The organism is Bacillus cereus group sp. BfR-BA-01383 (assembly GCF_022663495.1).
Taxonomy (GTDB): domain Bacteria; phylum Bacillota; class Bacilli; order Bacillales; family Bacillaceae_G; genus Bacillus_A; species Bacillus_A cereus_AU.
This window is the reverse complement of the sequence record NZ_JAKUFP010000011.1, coordinates 99,783-124,119: the sequence shown is the minus strand read 5'-3', so window position 1 is coordinate 124,119 and position 24,337 is coordinate 99,783. Positions and strand designations below refer to the sequence as shown.

Sequence of the window (24,337 nt, the reverse complement as noted above, 5' to 3'; positions counted from 1 at the left end):
CTCCCTCCTTTTTGACGCATTCTATTATATAGACGTAAGAAACGATCAGTCACCCTACACATGTTGTAAAAAAAGAATAATATATTTTTAGAGAAGGGGCTATATGAAAAAGGTGTGAAAAAATGGTAGAGAGAAGTATATAATGAGCAAAGAGGAAATGTTACGCGGAGAAAGGATGTGAATGTTAGTAGGGGATGTCCATACTAACAAACATGAAAATTAAAATATTAATAGCGGATGATAATTCTTTTATTAGAGAAGGTATGAAAATTATTTTAAATACATATGAAGAGTTCGAAGTAGTAGATACTGTAAATGATGGAAAAGAAGCTGTAGCGTATTGTAAAACACATGAAGTCGATATTGCACTTTTAGATGTGCGTATGCCAAACATGAACGGTGTAGATGCAACGAAGCTCATTTGTGAAGAGACGAAAACAAAGCCGCTTATTTTAACGACGTTTGATGATGATGAATATATTTTGGATGCAGTAAAAAACGGAGCGAAAGGTTATTTATTAAAAAATAATGATCCGGAGCGTATTCGTGATGCAATAAAAGGAGTATATAACGGTCAAACTGTTATGCAAGATGTTGTACTTGATAAAATTAAAAGTAATTTACTTGAAAATAAAGAAGCGGAATCTAAAATAGATAAGAGCCTTTTCACAGAAAGAGAGCTTAGTATTATCGCATTAATTGCAAAAGGCTTTTCGAATAAAGAGATTTCGAAGCAACTTTTCATATCGGAAGGAACAATCGCAAATTATATTACATCAGTTTTAGGGAAAACTGGACTAGAACATCGCACGCAAATTGCGATTTATTACTTAACAGGGAAAGTGGATTAATGATATGGAATTTTGGTTAACTATAAGTAAATTAATTGTATTTATATATATTGTGTGTAGTTATATTTACGCAAATGTTGCAAACTTACCATGGATTATATTTACACTGCTTATATACCTTTCAGTAAACGTAATGATCTCTATATTAAAAAAAGATACATACAAAAGGGTTTTAATTTGTGTGTCAATTGGTGTAGTAATTTTATTTACATGGAAGGTGCATCCGTTTTTTATTTTGTTTTTACCTTTGAACTTATACGAAATTACATCAAATTATATAGAGGGGAAATGGCAGCTCTTTTTCATTATGATGCTCCCTATTACTTTTACAAATGAAAGTATTCAAATGACATATGGATTAATTGTTGCATTTTCTTTTCTCATTTTAACTATGGCAGATCGTTATATCGCCCGAGTATTAAAGCTTGAATCACAAAATGATAAGATGCGAAAAGATATGCAACGACTTACGAAAAGTTTAAATGAAAATAAAGAGTACATAAGGCAATCAGAGTACACGTTTAAGTTAGAAGAAAGAAATCGATTATCTCAAGAAATTCATGATAAAATCGGTCACTCGATGACGGGGGCACTTATCCAAATGGAAGCAGCAAAGAGATTAATGGAAATAGATAAAATAAAATCTGCGGAGTTATTACAAAATGCCATTCACATTTCGAAAGATGGCATTGAAAGCATTCGGGTTACATTAAAAAACATGAAGCCACCAACAGAGCAAATTGGCATTCATCGTATGAAATTATTCATAGAGGAATTTGCAGGTAAGCATGATGTGAGCATTCCTTTTATCTATAAAGGGAACTTAGATATGATTTCTCCGATTCAGTGGAAGATTATCGGTGAAAATGTTACGGAGGCGTTGACAAATGCAATGAAATACGCTGATGCGACAGTTATTTCTATAGATATTCATGTGTTTAACAAGATGGTTAAAGTACAAGTGAAGGATAATGGAAAAGGTACAGTTCTTGTTAAAAAAGGTCTCGGTATTATGGGTATGGAGGAGAGAACAGCATCTGTAAACGGGAAAATTATTGTAGATGGGACAAGTGGTTTTTCAGTAACGATGTTGTTACCCATATAGGAAAGTGTGATGAGGATGAATCATCTCATATGAAAAAAGTGAATATTCTCATGTGAAAAGAATGAAGTTCTGCACTGAGCAGGTTCATTCTTTTTGTTTATAATAACAGTAGAGAAACCGAAATAGGGGTGAAATGATGAACACATTAGAAATTAAAAATTTAACGAAAAAATTTGGTGATTTCATCGCGGTAGATAATATGTCTTTATCTATTAAAGAAGGAGAAATATTTGGCTTTTTAGGATCAAATGGTGCTGGTAAGAGTACAACAATTAATATGATTGCTGGCTTGTTAAGAAGTAATGAAGGTGAAATTAGCATACTAGGAAAAAATATAAAGAAACATAACCGATTTGCGAAAATGAACATCGGTATTGTTCCGCAAGATATTGCAATATATGAAGAGCTAACCGCCTATGAAAATGTGAAATTCTTTGCTGGATTGTACGGATTAAGAGGGGCTGAACTAAAGGCGAGAGTAGAGGAAGCACTTCAATTTGTAGGTCTAAGTGATAAACATAAAAGCTATCCGAAAAACTTTTCTGGCGGAATGAAAAGAAGATTGAATATCGCTTGTGCAATTGCCCATAGACCAAAGTTAATTATTATGGATGAGCCGACAGTTGGAATTGATCCGCAGTCAAGAAACTATATTCTCCAATCTGTCCGAAAACTAAATGAAATGGGGAGTACGATAATTTATACGAGTCACTACATGGAAGAGGTAGAGGAGATTTGTACGAAAATAGCAATTGTAGATCACGGTAAAGTAATTGCAGAAGGCACAAAAGAACAGTTAAAAGCGATTATTACCGATACGAAAGATATTTGGATCGAAGTGAAGTCAGTAGAAAACTTAGATGTAGAAAAATTAAAAGAGATAAGTGGTGTGAAAGCTGTTCAAATCGAAGAGAACGTAATTAAAGTGAATTCTGATGCAGGATTAAATAATTTAAATAAAATTATTCAACATTGTATTAATCACGATATTGAAATTCGTTCGTTAGAGGAGCAGGCTCCGAACTTAGAAACTGTATTCCTTACGTTGACTGGAAGAAATTTACGAGATAAATAAAGGGAAATGAAGAAAAGGTAAAGGGAGGTTCATCAATTGAACATCTTCAATATTGCAGTTATGCATATTAAAAGAGATTTCAGGGACATAAGAACTTTAGTTTTTATGTTAGCATTTCCGATTGTGCTTATGCTTGTGTTAGGAACAGCGTTAAGTAACGCGTTTAATAGCGATAGTCAATCGATTAAGGATATACAAGTGCTATACAAAGATGAAGCAAGTAGTACGTTTTCTCAATCGTTTGAAGCATTTACGAAAGAAGTCGATAAATCAGGTATTCATTTTAAAAAAGCTTCTGAGGGCATAGATGGGAAAGAAGAAGTGAAGCAAAATAAATATGCTGCCTATGTAGAATTAAATAAAGATAGTGTGAAAGTTTATGGAAGCGATAGAAGTAGTATTGAAGGAAGTATAGTGGAAGGAATGCTTACAACATTTGTTGATAAGTACAACGTAGCGGCCGAAGTTGCGAAAGTAGATCCGAGTAAGGTTAGCGCAGTTATTTCAAACGGAAATCATAATGATTATATTAAAGAAACATCTTTACAAGCTGCTAAAAAACCAGGTTCTATGGATTACTATGCGGTCGTAATGACGACAATGATCGCATTGTATGCTGCAATGGGGGCGAGTTTTTTAATTCGAGGAGAACGAGTACGTAAAACAGGAGATCGTTTAATTGCAGCACCTATAAGTAAGGCTGAAATTTTCATTGGGAAAGTGCTCGGTAGTCTTGTAGCAAATGCACTTTGTCTATTACTCGTCGTTATATTTAGTAAATTTGTTTTTCAAGCGAATTGGGGCGACCATCTTGGAATCATATTTATTATTTTACTAACAGAAGTCTTTCTAGCAATTAGCTTCGGTTTAGGGATCGGATATATTACAAAAACAGGTGAGGCATCTAGAGCAATTATTATGGTTGTTGTGCAATTAGCTTCTATTTTTGGCGGTGCTTATTTCGTAGTGGAAGAAAATGTCGTTACGAATTTATCGCCATTAACGTGGGCCAACACAGCCATTATGAAAATTATTTATGCAAATGACATAGGAGCGGCACTGCCGGTTATTTCTTTAAATCTTGGAATTTCAGCAATCTTTTTATTAATTGCGATTATCGCATTACGTAGACGGGAGGGGCTGTAATATGAAAGATATTTTATGGCTCATACGAAAAACATTAGCTGCACTTTTAAAAAATAAAAAAGGATTATTACTTATTGTAAGTTTGCCGATAATAGGAACACTCATTTCTTTTTCAATATATGGGAATGTAGGGCAAGGAACGTTAAATATTGGGGTTATAAATAAAGAAAATCAGCCTATCGCAAATGATACAGTGAAATTTTTAGAAGAGTTAAATCATGTCAATGTAAGTAAAGTGAAGGAATCTGAAGTGGAAGATAAACTCACTTCAAAAAAACTTGATGGTGTTATTACATTACAGTCTGGTTTTTCCGAAAGTGTTCGAGCGGGGAAACCGAGTCATATTGAAGTTTCATCGATTAAAGGTGATCAAGTAACAGGATTTATAAAATCATATTTATATAACTATGTTGATAATATCGCTGCGATTAGTAAAGTGGCAGAGGCGGATCAAAGTACGTTTGATAGTATGTACGTTGGTTATCAAAAAAGTTCATTTAAAGTAAAAGCAGAGACACTTGAAGATACTTCGAAAAATAAGGATATGACAAATCAAACGATTGGTTATCTTATCATGTTTATGCTATTTTCGGCAGCGAATTTATCTGGAATTATTTTAAAAGAAAAAGAGAACAGAACGTATTTTAGATTATTATCGACACCGATAGATGGAAAGAAATTTATATTGTCTAATGTCGCGGTGAACATGATTATACTAACAGTGCAGATTGTAATTGCCGTATTATTTATGAAGTATGTTTTTCATACAAATATAAATATGCCTTTCACAGTGATGATTGGTGTACTCATGATATTTGCTTTAATCGCAATTGGTTTGTCTTTAGTCATTGTGTCTTTTGCGAAAAATTCAACGGCTTCAAATGCGATGCAAAATGTCGTTATTGTACCGACATGTTTATTAGCGGGATGCTATTTCCCATATGATATCATGCCAAAAACGGTACAAAAAATAGCTAATTTTTTACCGCAACGCTGGCTAATGGACACGATTTCGAAATTACAGCAAGGCATTCCGTTTTCAGAGTTGTATTTAAACATTTTAATCTTATTCGCCTTTGCGATTGCATTCTTCTTAATTGCTATTTATAAATTTGGAAGAAATAATGATGCGAGGAACTTCATTTAATGAAAAGGTGTGGCGCAATGCCACACCTTTTTTGTATTCGTAATTTAAAGTATCTTTTGTAATATAGGAATGCTTTTATAGAGCACTTCATTATGTGAAGCATGCACAATATATGCATTGCCATCTAAAAGAAAAACGCTATGCAATACAGCGTTACCGTCACCGTGTCTTGTTAGTGTATCACCGACGACTTTTCCATCTGCCCATTTCAGTTTTGAATGTGAAGGGATGACTTGTAAATATTGAATTGTTTCCACTCCATCTCCTGCAATGAGTGTAGTTTCAATATTTCTTTTCTCTATAATAAATCTATTTTCATTTAATGTATCGAGGAAAGGGTTTTTCGTTTGCATCTTATTATAAGGAAGAAATGTAATAGAAGAGCTGGGTTTTATAAATAAATAATTTCCGTAATCTTTACAAGGAATAACATCTTGTAATCCTGGAAAGTAAAGGTGTATCGCTTCAACTTTATTCATTTTATACAAGGTGCTTAAGTAATGAATGTATTGTTCCATATAAAAATAAACAATATTTATTTTAGAAGAGGGATGAACAGGGAGACTACCTCCAGTCCAATAACTATAATTGGGAGGAGATCCAGCGTTTGGTGTACAGAGTATAATAAGTTGCTCCACATCATTTTCATATTCTTCACTTTGAACGTAAGAACGTGCAAGTAGTCCGCCCATACTATGACAAACTAAATTTAGTTTGTCGCACCCTGTAAATTCTTTAACATAAGCGATCGTTTGTAATATATATTTTTGAGTAGAAAAAACAATACGCTGACGCCAATCATAAAAACAGATAAACAGGTTTTTATTTCGTTTATAGCCCATACTTTCTAACATCATAATGAATGGTTCATAAACAAACGCGGAAAGCCCAAAGTTCCAATTACCGGTACCAGGAATAATAATATTACTCATTGAACCGAAAAGACCTGGAATAAAAACAATAGGAGTTTTTCCTTTTTTCATATTCTACTCTCCTTTAACTGTTTAATATCAATAAAAATAAGAAATACATTTCGTATGAAAATATACTTAAATGAAACACTACGGAGTAGAAAGTAATATGAGCGGAAGGAAGTCAAAATGATAAAGAAAATATTGCGAGTTACTTCTATTGTTGTTGGTATATTGGTTTTTATTTTAATTTGGATGCATATAGATGTCACCCTCGGTAGGAAAATGGAAGCCGGGAAAAATATGCCGACAGAGTATGCGCCTCATTATAGTGACTTTCAATTATATGTAGAAGGAAAGTCGTTTTATAAACAGTTGTTTACTGATATAAGAGAAGCGAAGCAATCTATTTACACTTATTTTTATATTTTATCGGATGATAAAAGTAGCCATACTTTTTTAAACTTATTAAAAGAGAAAGCGAAAGAAGGAGTAAACGTATATTTATCAGTTGATTTAATTAATGATTTGTCTTTTGAAAGAAAGATGAAAAATGAATTGCGAAAAAGTGGTGTTCATTTTACATATAGTAGAAAACTGGAACTGCCATTTGGATTTTATTCTTTGCATCACCGCAATCATCGCCGTATTACATCGATTGATGGGGAAATTGGTTATACAGGTGGATTTAATATGGGAGATGAATATTTAGGGAAAGATAAGCGTTTTGGATATTGGCGTGATTATCATGTGCGGATAAGAGGAGAAGGAGCAAAGGACTTAGAGGAACAGTTCGCTTTAGATTGGAAAAGAGATACGAAAGAAGAGATAAAAAGAAGTACGAATAAGGCTAGTAAAGGAAACACATTACATACAATGGTTAGCTATAATGGACACCATGTCGCTGGAAAATATATAGAGTTAATAAAACAAGCGAAGCATTTGATTGTTATTACAACGCCTTATTTTATAGCGGAAAATAAAGAACTAATGAATGCTTTAATTGCGGCGCAAAAACGTGGCGTCACAGTAAAAATACTTTGGTCATATAAACCAGATATTCCTCTCATTAAAGAGGCGGCATATCCTTACATACGTCAAGCTGTTAATAATGGGATTACTGTATACGGTTATAAAAAAGGGATGTTTCATGGGAAGTTAATGCTGATTGATAATGAATTAACGGTTATCGGTACAACGAACATAACTGCACGTAGCTTCTATATAAATGATGAGATGAATTTGTATATTCATGGTGGAAGTATCGTATCAGAAGTGAACGAGGCATTAGCGCAAGATTTTCATGATTCGAAAGAAATGAAGAAAGAATTTTTTGAGAAGTTATCATTTTGGGAGCGGTGTAAGGAGAAATTGGCAGGGTTGGTGGATTTTTATTTGTGATGATTTAACGGAGATACTGGGAATTTAGAATATAGTAAATAGGAAGCTATATTGTTTATTCAACAAGTAGAGAAGTGAGAAGGAACCTTCAAAAATAGAAGGTTCTTTCTTGTTCTATAATTCATTATTGGTAGTTGGTACGTTTAGTACACAAGGATTAAATATGGATTGGACTGTTTCGATTCAAGAAATCGCTGATGAAAGAAAACGTCAAGTTGATAATTTTTTAAAGGAGAGATCAATTGAAGAGGGAGCGGTGTGCAAGAAACTTCCCGAAAAATCTACATCCGAAAAAATTATAGACGGTATTTTAGAAGGTACGAGTCAAGCTGTTGAAGATACAATAGATGGTGTTGTGGCACTTGGTAAATGGGAAACGTGGGAGAACATGGCTCATTTAGATGAAACCTTACCTGCTATGTGGAATACATTGTCAGATTCGTTTGTTAATGATGTAATAAATGGAGACGCTGAAAGTCGTGCTAAGTGGGGAAGTTATGCTTTAACACAAGTTGGATTAGGATTCTTTGGTGATAAAGGGATAAGTAAGGTAACTACATCAGACAAAAGTGTAAATAAATGGTAAGGGAGAATGTATATGAAAATTTGGCAATTAAAAAGCTCGACTGATGATTATGAAACCTTTCAATTATTGAACTATGAAGAGGATAAAAAATATTTTAAAACTAGTTTTAATTCTATGGTGAGTTTTTCAGATTCATGGACGCCTAAGTTTATTGAGGTAACAGATGAAGGAAAGTTAAGTGATTCTCCTATATTTTGGGGAAAGTCTGGTGTACAAATAATTAGCGAAAAAGCCAAGGGTGTTTTAGAATCTATAGTAGAAGATAATATTGAATTTTTACCATTAATTCATAAAGAAACAAACGAAAAATACTATGCTATGCATGTTTTAAGGGTATTGGAAGCACTTGATACTAATAAAACAATCTTTGAAAAGTTAAGTTCAGGTTTAATAATAGGATGCGAAAAATTCGCATTTGATAGTGATACTGTTCAAAATGAAATGATTTTTAAGGTTTACATAAATGGAAAAATTCATCCTACGGCTGTTTTTATTTCGGACGAGTTGAAGGTTATTATTGAACAAAGTGATTTAAAAGGTTTTGAATTTATTGAAGTGTGGGATTCAGAAGAAAGCGCATAAATAAATTCTGAAAATAATTAAATGCGGTTATTGGTGGGAGTTCATGCTTAAGAGAAGTTCGAATATAAGAAAAAGAGTTAAGCGAATTAGGTGAGTTTTTAATTATAGTGTAAGAATAGAATTTTTCGAATCTCTGATAAGTTTACGATAAAAACTTAAGTCCCCTTGTTATACAAAGTAGGGGACTATTTATCCTACATTAACGAGCAGTAAGATTCCCACCTCAAAATTCGGCTGAAGAAAAGAGGAGAGGTGGGAGATCAACTGCTTGTAAAAGGCTAATAATTCGTGGAGATGAACAAAACTTCCGATGAAAAATATTATTTTTCATGCACCAACATCGAAACATCATCATTAATCAACGTCCCAACATGTTCACCTAAACAAATTCTTTTCATCACACCAGGCTCATCAAAGTTAAAGACGTGTGCTGGTAAATTATAGTCCCGGGCAAGCAGTAAAGCCGCTTGATCCATTACTTGTATGTTTTGCCTAACAATATCGTTATAGTTTAGTTTTTTATACATTTTCGCTGATTTGTTATGTTTTGGATCACTTGTAAAGACGCCATCTACTCCTTGTTTTGCAACTAATATGGCGTCACTGTTCATTTCAATGGCTCTTTGTACACTTGGGTAATCTGTCGTAACGAATGGCTGCCCGTTACCGCCTCCGAAAATGATGATATATCCGTTATCTAAATGGTGGACTGCGCGTAGGCGAATATATGGCTCAGCTACTGCATTAAAAGGGATGGAAGTCATAACGCGTACTTCTTTGTCAGTTTTGCTAGTTAGAACGCCGCGAAGCATTAAGCTGTTAATTATCGTTCCTAACGTCCCTATATTATCAGCCTCTACACGGTCAATGCCCCATTCTTCAGCTAGATGACCTCTGAATATGTTACCGCCTCCGATGACGATGGAGACTTCGATACCTAAATCAACGATAGATAAAATTTCGTTTGCGATATGTTCTAATCGTTTGGAGTTAAAGCTATTTCCAGATTGATCAGCAAGTGCGCCGCCGCTTAATTTGATTAAGACTCGTTTATATGGCTTCATAACAATTCCCCCTATAGATAGCAATAAAAAAGGAACAAAGGCGAATGCCCTTGTTCCTTTTTATGAAAACGAAATAGAAAAGAAATAGATATAATGAATTTCTTCGCGTGATTTTTCATAACATCCACTCCTTTTCATCCTTTTAGTTTGAATACATATATCTTTTAGATTATACGAAATAATCTGATGTTTTATCAAGTATATTTTATTTCTTTTTATGGAATATGTGTCAATGAATATAGTAAGAAAAAAATTTGAATTTTTTGTGACGAACTTGTAGGTTTTTGTATGATTTTGTAGGTTCGCTTATATGATGTGTGAGTAGCTTTTATAAATATGAAATGAAAGCGTTCGCATGAAGGGGATGAACATAAATGAAAAAATTCGGATTGGCAACACAAATTTTTGTCGCACTTGTTTTAGGGATTGTAGTAGGGGCAATCTTTTATGGCAATAAAACGGCAATTTCTTATATCACACCAATTGGGGATATATTTATTCACTTAATTAAAATGATTGTAGTACCAATTGTTATTTCAGCATTAATTGTTGCGGTAGCTGGTGTAGGAGATATGAAGAAGCTTGGGAAACTAGGCGGAAAGACAATTCTCTATTTCGAAATTATTACGACGATTGCTATTTTAATGGGATTAATTGCGGCGAATATATTCCAGCCAGGTACTGGTGTTGATATGAATAATTTGCAGCAAAGTGATATTTCTTCTTATAAACAAACAGCAGATGCTACAGAGAAGAAAGGTTTTGCTGAAACGATTGTTCATATTGTACCGAAAAACGTATTTGAATCTATTGCACAAGGTGACTTATTACCGATTATATTCTTCTCAGTATTATTCGGTTTAGGTGTTGCGGCAATTGGAGACAAAGGAAAGCCTGTCTTTAATTTCTTTGAAGGTGTACTCGAAGCGATGTTTTGGGTCACAAATCAAGTTATGAAGTTTGCACCATTCGGTGTATTTGCATTAATTGCTGTTACGGTTGCAAAATTTGGTGTAGGCACACTACTTCCTTTAGGAAAACTAGTGCTAGCTGTATACGTAACTGTTATACTATTCGTTGTGATTGTATTAGGTATTAATGCACGAATGGTTGGAGTAAACATTTTTACATTAATAAAAATTTTAAAAGAAGAACTTATTCTTTCATTTACGACAGCAAGTTCAGAAGCTGTTTTACCTAATATAATGAGAAAGATGGAAGAGTTCGGTTGTCCAAAGGCAGTTGCCTCTTTCGTAATTCCGACAGGTTATACATTTAACTTGACTGGGTCAGCTATTTATCAAGCGTTAGCGGCATTGTTTGTTGCACAAATGTATGGTGTACACATGTCACTGACGGAGCAAATAACGTTATTATTCGTTCTCATGTTAACATCCAAGGGGATGGCGGGAGTTCCAGGTGCATCGTTCGTTGTTGTATTAGCAACGTTAGGATCAATGGGATTACCTCTAGAAGGCATCGCATTAATTGCGGGAATTGACCGCATTTTAGATATGATTCGCTCAGCTGTCAATGTATTAGGAAATGCATTAGCTGCCATTGTTATGTCGAAGTGGGAAGGCGAATTCGATGATGAGAAAGCAAAACAATATGTAGAAACAGTCAAACAAACAAAAGCAGCATAAGAAATCGTTAAGGAGTGAAGAGTCATGGCAACATTAGCTGAAGTTAAAAATGGAGTACGAATTGAAAAAGATTTTTTAGGTGAAAAAGAAGTGCCAAATTATGCGTACTACGGCGTGCAAACAATGCGTGCAGTAGAAAACTTCCCAATTACAGGATACAAAATTCATGAAGGCTTAATTAAGGCGTTCGCAATTGTAAAAAAAGCGGCAGCACTTGCTAATGCAGATGTAGGAAGATTGGAATTGAAAAAGGGTGGTGCGATCGCAGAAGCATCACAAGAAATCCTTGATGGGAAATGGCATGATCATTTCATCGTTGATCCAATCCAAGGCGGTGCAGGAACTTCAATGAATATGAATGCAAATGAAGTCATTGCCAATCGTGCCCTTGAATTATTAGGAATGGAAAAGGGAGACTATCATTATATTAGTCCAAATAGCCATGTAAATATGGCACAATCAACAAACGATGCATTCCCAACAGCGATTCATATCGCAACATTAAATGCATTAGAAGGCTTATTACAAACGATGGGTTATATGCATGATGTATTTGAATTAAAAGCAGAACAGTTCGACCATGTTATTAAAATGGGTCGTACACATTTACAAGATGCTGTGCCAATTCGTCTTGGACAAGAATTTAAAGCGTACGCTCGCGTACTTGAACGTGATATGAAACGAATTCAGCAATCACGTCAACATTTATATGAAGTAAACATGGGAGCAACTGCAGTAGGTACAGGCTTAAATGCAGATCCAGAGTACATTGAAGCAGTTGTAAAACATTTAGCTACAATTAGTGAATTACCACTTGTTGGTGCTGAAGATTTAGTAGATGCGACGCAAAATACGGATGCTTATACTGAAGTATCTGCAGCACTAAAAGTATGTATGATGAACATGTCTAAAATTGCGAATGACCTTCGTTTAATGGCATCAGGTCCACGTGTTGGTTTAGCAGAAATTATGCTGCCAGCTCGTCAACCAGGTTCATCTATTATGCCAGGGAAAGTAAACCCTGTTATGCCAGAAGTAATTAATCAAATTGCGTTCCAAGTAATTGGTAACGACCATACAATTTGCCTTGCTTCAGAAGCGGGACAATTAGAATTAAACGTTATGGAACCAGTACTTGTTTTCAACTTACTTCAATCTATTAGCATTATGAATAACGGCTTCCGTGCCTTTACAGATAATTGCTTAAAAGGAATTGAAGCGAATGAAAATCGCTTAAAAGAGTACGTTGAGAAGAGTGTAGGAATTATTACAGCCGTGAACCCTCATATCGGTTATGAAGCAGCAGCTCGCGTTGCGAAAGAAGCAATTGCAACAGGTCAATCCGTTCGAGAACTTTGTGTGAAAAATGGTGTATTATCACAAGAAGACTTAGAGTTAATTTTAGATCCATTTGAAATGACTCATCCAGGGATTGCAGGAGCAACTCTTTTAAAGAAAAATTAAAAGAAGAGGGGGGACAAGCCCCTCTTTTTTGTTTACAATATAGAAATGTTATATATGAATAGAGGTAGGGATGTTATGAGTAAGTTTACAGTGGCTTCTAATGGTGCATTAGAAACAGCATTAAGAGGAGTAGAAGTATTATCAACACCACTTTTAAATAAAGGGGTCGCTTTCACGCAAGAAGAAAGAGAAGAGTTAGGTTTAAAAGGGTTATTACCGCCAGCAGTTTTAACGTTAGATGAACAAGCGCGCAGAGCGTATGAACAATTTTGTTCTCAGCCAGATGATTTATTAAAGAATGTATACTTAACAGCGTTGCATGATCGAAATGAAGTATTATTTTATCGCATTTTAACAGATCATTTACGTGAAATGTTACCAATTGTATATACACCAACTGTCGGTGTAGCAATTCAAAGATACAGTCATGAATACCGTAAACCACGTGGTGTTTATTTATCAATTAACGATCCATCAGGTATTGAAGAAGCATTCAATAATATCGGTGCAACAGCTGAAAACATTGATTTAGTCGTTGTAACAGATGGCGAAGGTATATTAGGAATTGGTGACTGGGGCGTTGGTGGCATTAACATCGCAATCGGGAAATTAGCTGTTTATACGGCCGCAGTTGGAATCGATCCTAGTCGTGTATTACCAGTAATTTTAGATGTAGGTACAAACCGTGAGGAACTATTAAACAATCCATTTTATATTGGAAATCGTCATCCACGTATAACAGGTGAAGCTTACGATGAATTTATTGATACATTTGTTCAAGCGGTAAATAACCAATTCCCGAAAGCACTTTTACATTGGGAAGATTTCAGTTCTCGAAATGCACGAAAAATTTTAGATAAATACCGTCATGACGTATGTACGTTTAATGATGATATTCAAGGTACAGGTGCAGTTTCACTTGCTGCGGTATTATCAGCAGTGAAGGCTTCTGGCGTACCACTGAGTGAACACCGCGTCGTTGTGTTTGGCGCTGGTACAGCTGGAATCGGTATCGCAGATCAAGTAAGAGATGCAATGGTCCGCGCTGGCTTATCAGAAGAAGAATCACATAATCGTTTCTGGTGTATTGACCGTAACGGATTAGTTACAGATAATATGGGAGATCTTCTTGATTTCCAAATTCCATATGCAAGAAAAGAAGCGGAAGTAAGTGAGTGGAAAGAAAATGATGTAATTGGACTTGCTGAAGTTGTGAAACATGTGAAACCGACAATTTTAATCGGTACATCGACTGTTGCTGGCGCGTTTAAAGAAGAGATTATTAAAGAAATGGCCACTCACGTAGAACGACCAATTATTTTACCAATGTCGAATCCGACGCCACTTGCTGAAGCAAAACCAGTAGATTTAATCGAGTGGACAGAAGGAAGAGCATTAGTTGCAACAGGAAGTCCATTTGAACCAGTTACGTATAACGGTGTAACGTACGTGATCGGGCAATCAAATAACGCACTTATTTTCCCAGGGTTAGGACTTGGAACAATTGTTGTACGTGCTAGCGTCATGACGGACGGAATGTTCGCAGCAGCTGCAGAAGCAGTTGCAAGCATGGTAGATACAAGTCAGCCAGGAGCACCTATCTTGCCAGAGGTGGAAGAGTTACGTAATATCTCCGAAATGGTTGCAATTGAAGTAGCGAAAGTTGCAGTTGCAGAAGGTGTTGCTAGAGAGAACTTAAGTGATAACGATATCAAGATTGCGGTGAAAGAAGCAATGTGGACGCCTGAGTATCGTCAAATAAAAGCGGTAGAAAAGGTTAGAATATAGAAATAAAGCCCGTTTATAATTATAAGCGGGCTTTCACTTTTACTATTGAAAAAAGAATAGGAAGTGGCACCTTTGAAGTGGAATCAATTATGGAAGAATGATATGTCCCTTTTAATTATATTAATGATCGTTGTTCCGATTGCTGGAGAGCTGAATTTTCACCCTTTTAACGACACGTTTCGTGTTAGCTTTGGGACACCGCTATTCTTCTTTTTATTACTATTTTTAAGAAGAATACCAGCAGCTGCTGCAGGTATTCTTGTCGGTATATGTGTAGTCTTATTCCGTGTATGTCTTGACTGGATCATGCAAGGTTCATTTCATATGACGGAATCATTTTATTTGCGCTATCCCGTATTCTTCTATTATTTTATTTATGGAAGTCTTTTTTCGCTTTGTAGGGTGAATAAGTTTCATCAGAAGCCAATAGTTATTGGGTGCCTTGGAATTACAATTGAAATTATCGCAAGTATGTCAGAACTTGCGATTTATCATATGGTAGTGCTCGGTACAACAATAACGGTTTCTGAAGTAAATAAGTTAATTATTATTGCTATTTTTCGTAGTTTCTTTGCACTCGGTTTTTTAAATATGATGAACTTATATGAAACGAAATTAAAAGAATCACAAGTGCGAAAAGAAAATGAAAATATGTTAATGCACCTTTCTAATTTATATGTAGAATCTGTTCATTTGAAAAAAACGTTACAAAATGCGGAGTTAATTACACAAGAAGCATATCAATTATATCGAAACTTGCAAGTAATCGATGATTCGAATGGTAAAACAGCATTGAAAATAGCGGGGGAAGTACATGAAATAAAAAAAGATAATCAAAGAATTTTTGCAGGATTATCGAAACTGTTATTAGATAAAAATGTGGCTGAGTATGTAGAGGGACATGAACTTGTGGAAATGATTGTAAGGATAAATGAGAAGTACGCTGAAATGTTGGGAAAAGATATACGTTTTTCGGAACATATAGAAGGTGCGCATGCAGAATATCATGTGTATACAGCCTTATCGATTTTTAATAACTTAGTTGCAAATGCAGTTGAAGCAATTGAGGATAGAGGTCTCATTATGATTAAGCTATATAAACGAGATGACCATATATTCTTTGAAGTAATTGACGATGGTCCCGGTATTGCACAAAAATATAAGAAATTAGTATTTAAGCCCGGGTTTACTTCAAAGTACGATCAAACGGGAACACCGTCCACAGGAATTGGCCTTTCTTACATACACGAAATGGTAACAGAGCTTGGCGGAGAAGTGAGGTTAGAAGATAGAGAAACTGGCAGAGGGTGTAAGTTTGTCGTTTATTTACCGGAGTGCAGTTTAAAGCGGGAAGGGGAATAGAGTTGTTTTATTATATCGTAGATGATGATGAAGTTTTCCGTTCGATGCTTTCGCAAATTATTGAAGATGGCGATCTTGGGGAAGTAATTGGAGAATCGGAAGACGGAGCGTTTATTGAAGCAGAACAGTTAAATTATAAAAAAGTGGACATTTTATTTATTGATTTACTAATGCCGATGAGAGATGGGATTGAAACAGTTCGCCATATAGCGTCTTCTTTCACTGGTAAAATTATTATGATTTCCCAAGTTGAATCGAAACAACTCATTGGTGAGGCGTATACACTTGGTGTGGAATATTATATTACGAAACCACTAAACAAAATTGAAGTTGTATCTGTCGTACGAAAAGTAATGGAACGGATTCGTTTAGAGCGTTCCATATATGACATTCAAAAATCATTGAACAATGTGTTTCAGTGGGAGCAGCCGCAAATGCGTAGTGAACCAGTGCAAGAAGCAAAAAAGATAGCAGATTCAGGACGCTTCTTACTATCAGAGCTCGGAATTGCAGGAGAGAATGGAAGTAAAGATTTACTTAGTATGCTGGAATATTTAAATGGACAAGAAAAAGCGGAGACATTTGAATTTGGATTTCCAGCGCTAAAAGAAATTTTTCATCATATTACGATAAAAAAATTAGGAGATGTAGCTGTAGATACGGATATTGATAAAGAAAAAAAAGCATCTGAACAAAGAGTGCGCAGAGCGATTTATCAGTCGTTAAATCATTTGGCATCTTTAGGATTAACAGACTTTTCAAATCCTAAGTTTGAAAGCTATGCTCCGAAATTTTTTGATTTCACTGTAGTTAGAAAACGTATGACAGAAATGACGAAGGATGAAGTGGCAGCTTCTGGGCATATACGAATTAATACGAAGAAATTTATTCAAGTGTTGTATTTTGAGGCGAAGCGGTTGATGGAGATAGAGTGAAAAGGTGCTTATAAATAAGCATCTTTTTTTGTTAAATCAACATTTTATATTTTCTCGTGGAGCATGTAAAATGATAAGTAAGAGAAAATGGTTTTACATTAAGGAAGTGTCAAAACAATGAGTTTTACATTAAATAAATCAATTATTAAAGAAGTATGCGGAGAAACCTCATATAAAAGAGGCGAAGCTTATTATAAAGCAAATAAAGTAATCGTGAATCATTATGATGTAAATAAAGAAATTTGCGAGGCGACGGTAAAAGGAAACGAAGATTTTCATGTTACAGTAGAAAAAGCTGAAAAAGGTGATGTTGTTGCAAGATGTAGTTGTCCTTCGTTAGCGTCTTTTCAAACGTACTGTCAACATGTTGCTGCTGTCTTATTGTATATAAACTATAATCAGCAAACGATTAAGAATGAAAATGAACAATTAACGAGCGGGATGTTTCAGTTGTTTGCAGACAAACCACTGAAACCCAAAAGTAAACAACACCGTTTTGATACACGTGAAATATTAGATGTTGAGTTTATATGTACACCGGTAGCTATGAAAAATGGTGGGGCTCTTCTTGGAATGCAGTTGAAACTTGCGAAATCATATTTTATAAATCATATTAGAGATTTTCTTTTTAAAGTGGAGAAAAGAGAGTCTTTTCATTGTTCAAATGAATTTACATATACACCAGATGTACATAGTTTTAAACAAGAGACGGACGCAATTATTCAGCAACTTATTAAGATTCATCATAATGAAAAAATGTACGAGGATGTGCTAGAAGTACATGCAAAACAAGATGAAAGTTTGATATTAGTACCGCCAGCTTCATGGAATGATATGCTCTCTTTACTTTCTAGAGTTGAGTATGTACAGCTGAAACAACATGAACAACTGTTTCATGGTTTACAAGTTTCTAAAGGGTTATTGCCGTTACATTTTGAGTTTACGAAAGGGAATAATGGCGGATTTACACTTCATATAGACGGACTAAACCGTGTACAAGTTATGGATATGTATAACAATGCACTTTATGACGGGAAACTATATCATTTACATATGGAAGATTGTATGCGACTTATTGAATTACAAAAGATGATGAATCGTTCAAATAGCAGTCAGTTTTACATTCCTGAAAGTAAGATGGAACATTTCGTAGAGAAAGTTGTGCCCGGGTTAATGAAGCTTGGTACTGTAAAAATTGATGAAATAATATCTGATCGTGTTGAAACGCCTTTGCTAAAAGCGAAATTGTATTTAGATCGAGTGAAAAATCGTTTGTTAGCAGGTCTCGAATTCCATTATGGAAACGTTGTTATTAATCCGCTAGAAGAGGACGGACAGCCGTCTGTTTTTAATCGTGATGAGAAGAAGGAAAAAGAGATTTTAGACATGATGAGTGAAAGCGCCTTTGCGAAAACAGAAGGCGGTTACTTTATGCATAATGAAGAAGCTGAATATAATTTTTTATATCACGTCGTTCCAACATTAAAAGGTTTAGTAGATATTTATGCGACGACAGCAATCAAATTACGAATTCATAAAGGAGATACAGCTCCTCTTATTAGAGTAAGAAGAAAAGAAAGAATTGATTGGTTGTCATTTCGTTTTGATATAAAAGGAATACCGGAAGCTGAAATTAAAGGTGTATTAGCGGCTCTTGAAGAGAAACGTAAATATTATCGATTAGCGAATGGTTCGTTATTATCACTGGAGAGTAAAGAGTTTAATGAAATTAATCAATTTGTAAAAGAATCGGGTATTCGGAAAGAGTTTTTACATGGAGAAGAAGTAAATGTTCCACTTATTCGGAGTGTAAAATGGATGAACGGACTTCATGAAGGAAACGTTTTAAGTTTAGACGAGTCTGTTCAAGAGTTAGTGGAAAACATTCAAAATCCGAAAAAATTAAAGTTTGCGGTGCCAAATACTTTACAAGCTGTTATGAGAGAGTATCAAGTGTATGGATTAAAGTGGATGAAAACACTCGCCCACTACCGTTTTGGGGGTATTTTAGCAGATGATATGGGTCTTGGAAAGACGCTGCAAAGTATTGCTTTTATAGACTCTGTTTTACTTGAAGTTCGAGATAAGAAAATGCCCATATTAGTCGTTTCACCGTCATCACTTGTTTATAACTGGCTTAGTGAATTGAAGAAATTCGCTCCGCATATTCGAGCGGTTATTGCCGATGGAAGTCAAGCAGAGCGCCGAAAAATATTGAAAGATATAGTGGGATTTGATGTCGTAATTACGTCATATCCATTGCTGAGAAGGGACATAAGGTTATATGCAAGGCCGTTTCATACGTTATTTCTTGATGAAGCACAAGCGTTTAAAAACCCTACAACGCAAACTGCAAGAGCAGTGAAAACGATTCAAGCTGAATATCGTTTTGGATTAACGGGAACACCTGTAGAAAATTCGTTGGAAGAGCTATGGTCTATCTTCCATGTCGTCTTCCCAGAATTATTACCAGGAAGAAAAGAGTTCGGTGATTTAAGACGTGAAGATATAGCAAAGCGAGTGAAACCATTCGTATTAAGACGATTAAAAGGGGACGTATTAAATGAGTTACCAGACAAAATAGAGCACTTACAATCATCGGAGTTGTTACCCGATCAAAAGAGACTTTATGCTGCTTATTTAGCGAAGTTAAGAGAAGAAACGTTAAAACATTTAGACAAGGATACGTTACGCAAAAATAAAATTAGAATTTTAGCTGGTTTAACGAGACTGCGCCAAATTTGTAATCATCCTGCTTTATTTGTGGATGATTATAAGGGCAGTTCAGCTAAATTTGAACAACTGTTAGAGATATTAGAGGAATGTAGAAGTACAGGGAAGAGAATTTTAATTTTTTCTCAATTTACGAAGATGCTTTCCATTATTGGTCGCGAACTAAATCGTCAAGCAATTCCATACTTTTATTTAGACGGGAGTACACCTGCGCAGGAGCGTGTAGAGCTATGTGATCGATTTAATGAAGGAGAAGGGGACCTATTTCTTATTTCTTTAAAAGCTGGCGGTACGGGCCTTAACTTGACGGGTGCAGATACGGTAATATTATACGATTTATGGTGGAATCCAGCAGTTGAGCAACAAGCAGCAGATAGAGCATATCGAATGGGGCAAAAAAATACAGTGCAAGTGATTAAGTTAGTAGCTCACGGAACGATTGAAGAAAAGATGCATGAGCTTCAAGAGAGTAAGAAAAATTTAATCGCTGAAGTGATTGAGCCGGGAGAAGAGAAGTTATCTTCTATTACGGAGGAAGAAATAAGGGATATACTGATGATTTGAAATGAAAAAAGCTATGCTTTCACCTATATGAAAGCATAGCTTTTTTTGTTGTAATAATTATATTTTGTTTTGAACAAAGTAAAGAAATAAGACACTATTTATTTTACTTCTTTGTGCCTTTACTTTTGTATGGTTTTGCAGCTTTCTTTTTCTTTGCACTAGATTGCCAACGGTTCCATCCTTTACTTCCTGTACCTTGTCCTACACCTTTTTTCGGTTTTGCTTTCGTTTTACTCATATGATCACTCCGTTATATAAAAAATCTTATTTGATAATAGCCAATGTTTTAGAAAAATACTCCCGATAAATGACTATGTTTGCTTTAAGTAAAAACAAACTGCTTGAATGCTATAGTATATCATGAAATGGTGAGTAAACTGAAAGGAATTACAAAGAAAATGAAAATAATAAGAAATACTGCTGATTCAATTTTTCGAACGATCACATTAGTGGTTGTGTATATGTTAGTTTCGGTTAGTGAAACATTTTTTGGATTGACGAGGCAAAAGAAGTAAAGGTGCTAAAATTAGAAACAATCAATAAAGATGTAAAATAAAGAATTGAAAAATATTTTAAAACTTTTTGTTGACTTTCTCGTGTTTTTGTATAGAATAATCATTAATAAAATGTTTCAGAGATGTGACAACAAAACGACTATGAAAGGACGAGTAGTAGTAGGATGTAGTTTAAGCGAGTCAGGGATGGTGTGAGCCTGATACGAAGCCTATTATGAAGAACCTCCTGGAGTCGCTAACCGAAATCCTTTATAGGAAAGTAGACTTAGCCGGGAACTTCGCCGTTACAAGAAGAACAGTATCGAGATATTACATCTCCGTATTGTATAAGTGAGCAACCTCTGTTGCTAATTTGGGTGGTACCGCGGAACCAAAGCCTTTCGTCCCAGTTTTTTGGGGAAGAAGGGCTTTTTTTGTTGGCTTCTTTTCACAACATCCAAACATTTTAGGAGGAAACCACCATGTATCAATCATTAATGACAGTAAGAGAGACTCAAATCGCAATTAAGGAAGTTAAAACATTTTTCGAGGACCAGTTAGCAAAACGCCTTGAACTATTCCGCGTATCTGCACCATTATTCGTAACGAAAAAATCAGGATTAAACGATCACTTAAACGGTGTAGAACGTCCAATTGAATTTGATATGTTACATTCAGGAGAAGAGTTAGAAATTGTTCATTCACTAGCGAAGTGGAAAAGGTTTGCATTACATGAATACGGCTATGAAGCTGGTGAAGGTTTATATACAAACATGAACGCGATTCGTCGTGATGAAGAACTAGATGCAACACATTCCATTTACGTTGACCAATGGGATTGGGAAAAAATTGTTCAAAAAGAATGGCGCACTGTAGAATACTTGCAAGAAACAGTACGAACAATTTATGGAATATTCAAAGATTTAGAAGATCACTTATTTGAAAAATATCCGTTCCTTGGAAAGTATTTACCAGAAGATGTTGTTTTCATTACTTCTCAAGAGCTAGAAGATAAATATCCAGAATTAACTCCGAAAGATCGTGAACATGCAATTGCGAAAGAACACGGTGCAGTCTTTATTATCGGAATTGGTGATGCACTCCGTTCAGGTGAAAAACACGATGGACGTGCAGCTGACTATGACGATTGGAAATTAAACGGTGACATTTTATTCTGGCACCCAGTACTACAAGCTTCGTTCGAATTATCATCAATGGGGATTCGTGTTGATAGTAAATCACTTGATGAGCAGTTAACGAAAACTGGTGATGACTTTAAACGTGAGTATGATTTCCATAAAGGTATATTAGAAGATGTACTACCATTAACAATTGGCGGTGGTATTGGACAATCAAGAATGTGCATGTACTTCTTACGTAAAGCGCATATCGGTGAAGTTCAATCTTCTGTATGGCCTGACGATTTACGTGAAGCTTGTAAGAAAGAAAACATTCATCTGTTTTAATAGAAGAGAGAGGGAGAGTAGCTCAAATATAGAGCTATTCTCCCTTTTTAAATTATGTAAACGAATGGTTTACAGTAAGTTTTACTAATAGTTTCTTTCGTTTATATCTCCTTTTGTGTAATAATTTGTTAAAGGAGAGGACGTTATGAACTTGGGAGAACAAATAAAAAAATTACGAGAATCAAAAGGATTTTCGCAAGAAGATGTCGCTAAAAAGATTGGTGTAACGAGACAGGCAGTATACAAATGGGAGAATGATAAAAGCTGTCCTGACATTGAAAATTTGATTTTATTGAGTGAAATGTACAACGTTACGCTAGATGAGTTAATAAAAGGGAATCAAAACTTTAAAGAAAAAATACATATGGATGAAGAAGATGAGGATTTTGAGAAAGAGAATGAGTTTGGTTTTTATATTGGCTGCGGTTTGTTAATTATGAGTGCTTTCATTGATTATAAAGGAATTCAAGAGATATTGTTAGGAATTGCACTATTCATGATGGTTTTTTACTCTGACGTGAAGAAAGTTATTTTAAATGAATTCAGATCGTTTTTTCGAGGGAGAGAGCAAAAGGATATATATGATAAGAAGTGAGAAGAGTTGGTTATATTTCCTAGGAAAGGGTATAACGAATATTTCAATTGCTTTATAATGATTTTTTTGATAAGTATAACAAGTTAAAAGCTATCTACATAGAGTTTTGAAATCTATGTAGATAGCTTTCTCTTTATATAGGAAGAAAATAGATTAATATAATTTGTTGTAAGTTTTATCGGCGGAAATTAAATCATTTGCACTAAAGGCTCAATTTTCGCCATAAATGATTGATGGAGTGCTTCAACGCCATCTACTAGGTGAATTCGGTCAATGACAACGGAAACTTTAATTTCTGATGTACTTACCATTTTAATATGAATACCTTCTTCTTTTAAAGTAGTGAACATATTAGCAGCAACCCCCGGATTAGATACCATACCTGATCCTACAATTGATACTTTTGCTAAATGATTTTCATGTTCTACAGACTCATAGTGAAGAGTTTCTTGATTTCGTTCCAACGCTTCTAAAGTCTCTCTTAAATCATTGGAGTGAATCGAGAAGGAGAGATGTACAGTTCCTTCATTAGTAATACTTTGAATAATAATATCTACATTAATATGTGCTGCTGCTAATGTAGAGAAAACTGTTGAAAGTGAACTTTGTTCTAGTCCTTTAATTGTGACACGTGTAATATTATCTTCAAATGCAATACCTTTAACGATTGATTGTTGTTCCATGTTACATTCTCCCCTTACAATTGTTCCGTTTTCTTGTTCCATACTTGAACGAACTTCTAAAACTACGTTATGATTTTTAGCAAATTCGACAGCGCGTGGGTGTAATACGCCAGCGCCAAGGTTGGCAAGTTCTAACATTTCGTCATAAGAAATTTCATCTAATTTATAAGCATCTTGTACAACTCGTGGATCAGTCGTATATACGCCGGTCACATCCGTATAAATATCACATTTTTTTGCTTTTAGTGCCGCAGCTAATGCGACAGCAGTCGTATCAGAACCACCTCGTCCAAGCGTTGTAATTTCATTTTCTTCACTTACTCCTTGAAAACCAGCTACGATAACGATCGTGCCTTCAGCAAGATAAGATTGAATTCGATCTGTATTAATATCAGTAATCCGTGCACTACTATGTACAGATTCTGTTGTGATACCAGCTTGCCATCCTGTTAATGAAATTGCGTTATATCCTTTTGTTTGTAGTGCCATTGTTAATAATGAAATGGTTACTTGTTCTCCTGTAGATAGAAGCATATCCATTTCACGTTTACTTGGATTTTCTGTAATAGCGTTAGCAAGTGCTACAAGATCGTCTGTACTTTTGCCCATTGCTGAAACGACAGAGACAACGCTATGGCCTCGTTCATATTCTTCAATAATTAAATTTGCTACATGTTGAATGCGTTCAACACTTCCGACAGAAGTACCACCAAATTTTTGTACAATCGTTTCCATTACG

General features: G+C 35.1%; 19 protein-coding genes, 1 pseudogene and 1 other annotated feature. Of the genes and pseudogenes, 16 read left to right on the top strand and 4 right to left on the bottom strand.

Annotation, left to right across the window (positions count from 1 at the left end):
• Positions 1-212: 212 nt before the first annotated feature.
• The 5 genes from MR065_RS13225 (at position 213) to MR065_RS13205 (ending at position 5,324) form a co-directional block, all read left to right on the top strand.
• Positions 213-851, top strand: coding sequence for a response regulator transcription factor (locus MR065_RS13225; protein WP_242213993.1), 639 nt, complete (start codon positions 213-215; stop codon positions 849-851).
• Positions 852-855: 4 nt separating this feature from the next.
• Entirely contained in the window at positions 856-1,956 is a 1,101-nt protein-coding gene (locus tag MR065_RS13220) for a sensor histidine kinase (protein ID WP_242213974.1), read from the top strand.
• Between the two features lie 136 nt (positions 1,957-2,092).
• Positions 2,093-3,031 carry an ABC transporter ATP-binding protein gene (locus MR065_RS13215; RefSeq protein WP_098267394.1) on the top strand — a complete coding sequence of 313 codons (939 nt, stop codon included), beginning with the start codon at positions 2,093-2,095 and terminating at the stop codon, positions 3,029-3,031.
• Positions 3,032-3,067: 36 nt separating this feature from the next.
• Positions 3,068-4,177 (top strand): ABC transporter permease, encoded by a 1,110-nt coding sequence (locus tag MR065_RS13210; RefSeq protein ID WP_242213973.1) that lies wholly within the window; start codon positions 3,068-3,070, stop codon positions 4,175-4,177.
• Position 4,178: 1 nt separating this feature from the next.
• Positions 4,179-5,324, top strand: a complete 1,146-nt coding sequence (locus MR065_RS13205) for an ABC transporter permease (protein WP_242213972.1) — start codon at positions 4,179-4,181, stop codon at positions 5,322-5,324.
• A 44-nt stretch (positions 5,325-5,368) separates the two neighbouring features.
• On the opposite strand, the gene MR065_RS13200 is transcribed toward MR065_RS13205, so the two are convergent.
• Positions 5,369-6,307: an esterase/lipase family protein gene (locus tag MR065_RS13200; protein ID WP_242213971.1), complete on the bottom strand. Its 939-nt coding sequence runs from the start codon at positions 6,305-6,307 to the stop codon at positions 5,369-5,371.
• Positions 6,308-6,424: 117 nt separating this feature from the next.
• Between MR065_RS13200 and cls the strand changes: the two genes are divergently transcribed.
• From cls to MR065_RS13185, 3 genes and pseudogenes are all read left to right on the top strand, one after another.
• Positions 6,425-7,636 (top strand): cardiolipin synthase, encoded by a 1,212-nt coding sequence (cls, locus tag MR065_RS13195; protein ID WP_242213970.1) that lies wholly within the window; start codon positions 6,425-6,427, stop codon positions 7,634-7,636.
• A 130-nt stretch (positions 7,637-7,766) separates the two neighbouring features.
• Positions 7,767-8,204: pseudogene (locus MR065_RS13190) on the top strand (cytoplasmic protein); the annotation flags it as partial.
• A gap of 30 nt (positions 8,205-8,234) precedes the next feature.
• Positions 8,235-8,804 carry an imm11 family protein gene (locus MR065_RS13185; RefSeq protein ID WP_242213969.1) on the top strand — a complete coding sequence of 190 codons (570 nt, stop codon included), beginning with the start codon at positions 8,235-8,237 and terminating at the stop codon, positions 8,802-8,804.
• Between the two features lie 320 nt (positions 8,805-9,124).
• Here the strand turns inward: MR065_RS13185 and pyrH are convergent, their stop codons facing one another.
• Positions 9,125-9,868, bottom strand: coding sequence for a UMP kinase (gene pyrH, locus MR065_RS13180; protein WP_000806137.1), 744 nt, complete (start codon positions 9,866-9,868; stop codon positions 9,125-9,127).
• A 374-nt stretch (positions 9,869-10,242) separates the two neighbouring features.
• Here pyrH and MR065_RS13175 point away from each other — a divergent pair, with 374 nt between their 5' ends.
• From MR065_RS13175 to MR065_RS13150, 6 genes are all read left to right on the top strand, one after another.
• The gene (locus MR065_RS13175) at positions 10,243-11,514 is read left to right on the top strand and encodes a cation:dicarboxylate symporter family transporter (protein WP_242213968.1); all 1,272 of its coding nucleotides are present in this window, start codon (positions 10,243-10,245) and stop codon (positions 11,512-11,514) included.
• A gap of 24 nt (positions 11,515-11,538) precedes the next feature.
• Positions 11,539-12,978, top strand: a complete 1,440-nt coding sequence (gene aspA, locus MR065_RS13170; RefSeq protein WP_242213967.1) for an aspartate ammonia-lyase — start codon at positions 11,539-11,541, stop codon at positions 12,976-12,978.
• Positions 12,979-13,053: 75 nt separating this feature from the next.
• Complete coding sequence (gene malS / locus MR065_RS13165) at positions 13,054-14,766, top strand: oxaloacetate-decarboxylating malate dehydrogenase (RefSeq protein WP_242213966.1); 1,713 nt, start codon at positions 13,054-13,056, stop codon at positions 14,764-14,766.
• A gap of 63 nt (positions 14,767-14,829) precedes the next feature.
• Positions 14,830-16,128 carry a sensor histidine kinase gene (locus MR065_RS13160; protein WP_242213965.1) on the top strand — a complete coding sequence of 433 codons (1,299 nt, stop codon included), beginning with the start codon at positions 14,830-14,832 and terminating at the stop codon, positions 16,126-16,128.
• Between the two features lie 2 nt (positions 16,129-16,130).
• Entirely contained in the window at positions 16,131-17,063 is a 933-nt protein-coding gene (locus MR065_RS13155) for a response regulator (RefSeq protein WP_242213964.1), read from the top strand.
• A gap of 117 nt (positions 17,064-17,180) precedes the next feature.
• Complete coding sequence (locus tag MR065_RS13150) at positions 17,181-20,360, top strand: SNF2 helicase associated domain-containing protein (protein ID WP_242213963.1); 3,180 nt, start codon at positions 17,181-17,183, stop codon at positions 20,358-20,360.
• A gap of 103 nt (positions 20,361-20,463) precedes the next feature.
• Here MR065_RS13150 and MR065_RS13145 read toward each other — a convergent pair whose 3' ends face one another.
• On the bottom strand, positions 20,464-20,598 hold the full coding sequence (locus MR065_RS13145; protein ID WP_000047591.1) for a DUF3934 domain-containing protein: 135 nt from the start codon (positions 20,596-20,598) through the stop codon (positions 20,464-20,466).
• Between the two features lie 409 nt (positions 20,599-21,007).
• Positions 21,008-21,266, top strand: a binding site (T-box leader).
• 70 nt (positions 21,267-21,336) lie between these two features.
• On the opposite strand from MR065_RS13145, the gene asnA reads away from it, so the two are divergent.
• Positions 21,337-22,320, top strand: coding sequence for an aspartate--ammonia ligase (gene asnA / locus MR065_RS13140; protein ID WP_002118166.1), 984 nt, complete (start codon positions 21,337-21,339; stop codon positions 22,318-22,320).
• 145 nt (positions 22,321-22,465) lie between these two features.
• Positions 22,466-22,915: a helix-turn-helix domain-containing protein gene (locus tag MR065_RS13135; protein WP_242213962.1), complete on the top strand. Its 450-nt coding sequence runs from the start codon at positions 22,466-22,468 to the stop codon at positions 22,913-22,915.
• Between the two features lie 188 nt (positions 22,916-23,103).
• Here MR065_RS13135 and MR065_RS13130 read toward each other — a convergent pair whose 3' ends face one another.
• Positions 23,104-24,333: an aspartate kinase gene (locus tag MR065_RS13130; protein ID WP_242213961.1), complete on the bottom strand. Its 1,230-nt coding sequence runs from the start codon at positions 24,331-24,333 to the stop codon at positions 23,104-23,106.
• Positions 24,334-24,337: the final 4 nt, after the last annotated feature.

Bases quoted from the DNA above. Each gene is read 5' to 3' on its own strand.
- malS (WP_242213966.1), top strand. From the start codon at position 13,054: ATGAGTAAGTTTACAGTGGCTTCTAATGGTGCATTAGAAACAGCATTA.
- MR065_RS13200 (WP_242213971.1), bottom strand. From the start codon at position 6,307: ATGAAAAAAGGAAAAACTCCTATTGTTTTTATTCCAGGTCTTTTCGGT.
- MR065_RS13130 (WP_242213961.1), bottom strand. From the start codon at position 24,333: ATGGAAACGATTGTACAAAAATTTGGTGGTACTTCTGTCGGAAGTGTT.
- MR065_RS13220 (WP_242213974.1), top strand. From the start codon at position 856: ATGGAATTTTGGTTAACTATAAGTAAATTAATTGTATTTATATATATT.
- asnA (WP_002118166.1), top strand. From the start codon at position 21,337: ATGTATCAATCATTAATGACAGTAAGAGAGACTCAAATCGCAATTAAG.
- MR065_RS13145 (WP_000047591.1), bottom strand. From the start codon at position 20,598: ATGAGTAAAACGAAAGCAAAACCGAAAAAAGGTGTAGGACAAGGTACA.
- MR065_RS13150 (WP_242213963.1), top strand. From the start codon at position 17,181: ATGAGTTTTACATTAAATAAATCAATTATTAAAGAAGTATGCGGAGAA.
- aspA (WP_242213967.1), top strand. From the start codon at position 11,539: ATGGCAACATTAGCTGAAGTTAAAAATGGAGTACGAATTGAAAAAGAT.
- MR065_RS13225 (WP_242213993.1), top strand. From the start codon at position 213: ATGAAAATTAAAATATTAATAGCGGATGATAATTCTTTTATTAGAGAA.
- cls (WP_242213970.1), top strand. From the start codon at position 6,425: ATGATAAAGAAAATATTGCGAGTTACTTCTATTGTTGTTGGTATATTG.
- pyrH (WP_000806137.1), bottom strand. From the start codon at position 9,868: ATGAAGCCATATAAACGAGTCTTAATCAAATTAAGCGGCGGCGCACTT.
- MR065_RS13205 (WP_242213972.1), top strand. From the start codon at position 4,179: ATGAAAGATATTTTATGGCTCATACGAAAAACATTAGCTGCACTTTTA.
- MR065_RS13185 (WP_242213969.1), top strand. From the start codon at position 8,235: ATGAAAATTTGGCAATTAAAAAGCTCGACTGATGATTATGAAACCTTT.
- MR065_RS13135 (WP_242213962.1), top strand. From the start codon at position 22,466: ATGAACTTGGGAGAACAAATAAAAAAATTACGAGAATCAAAAGGATTT.
- MR065_RS13175 (WP_242213968.1), top strand. From the start codon at position 10,243: ATGAAAAAATTCGGATTGGCAACACAAATTTTTGTCGCACTTGTTTTA.
- MR065_RS13215 (WP_098267394.1), top strand. From the start codon at position 2,093: ATGAACACATTAGAAATTAAAAATTTAACGAAAAAATTTGGTGATTTC.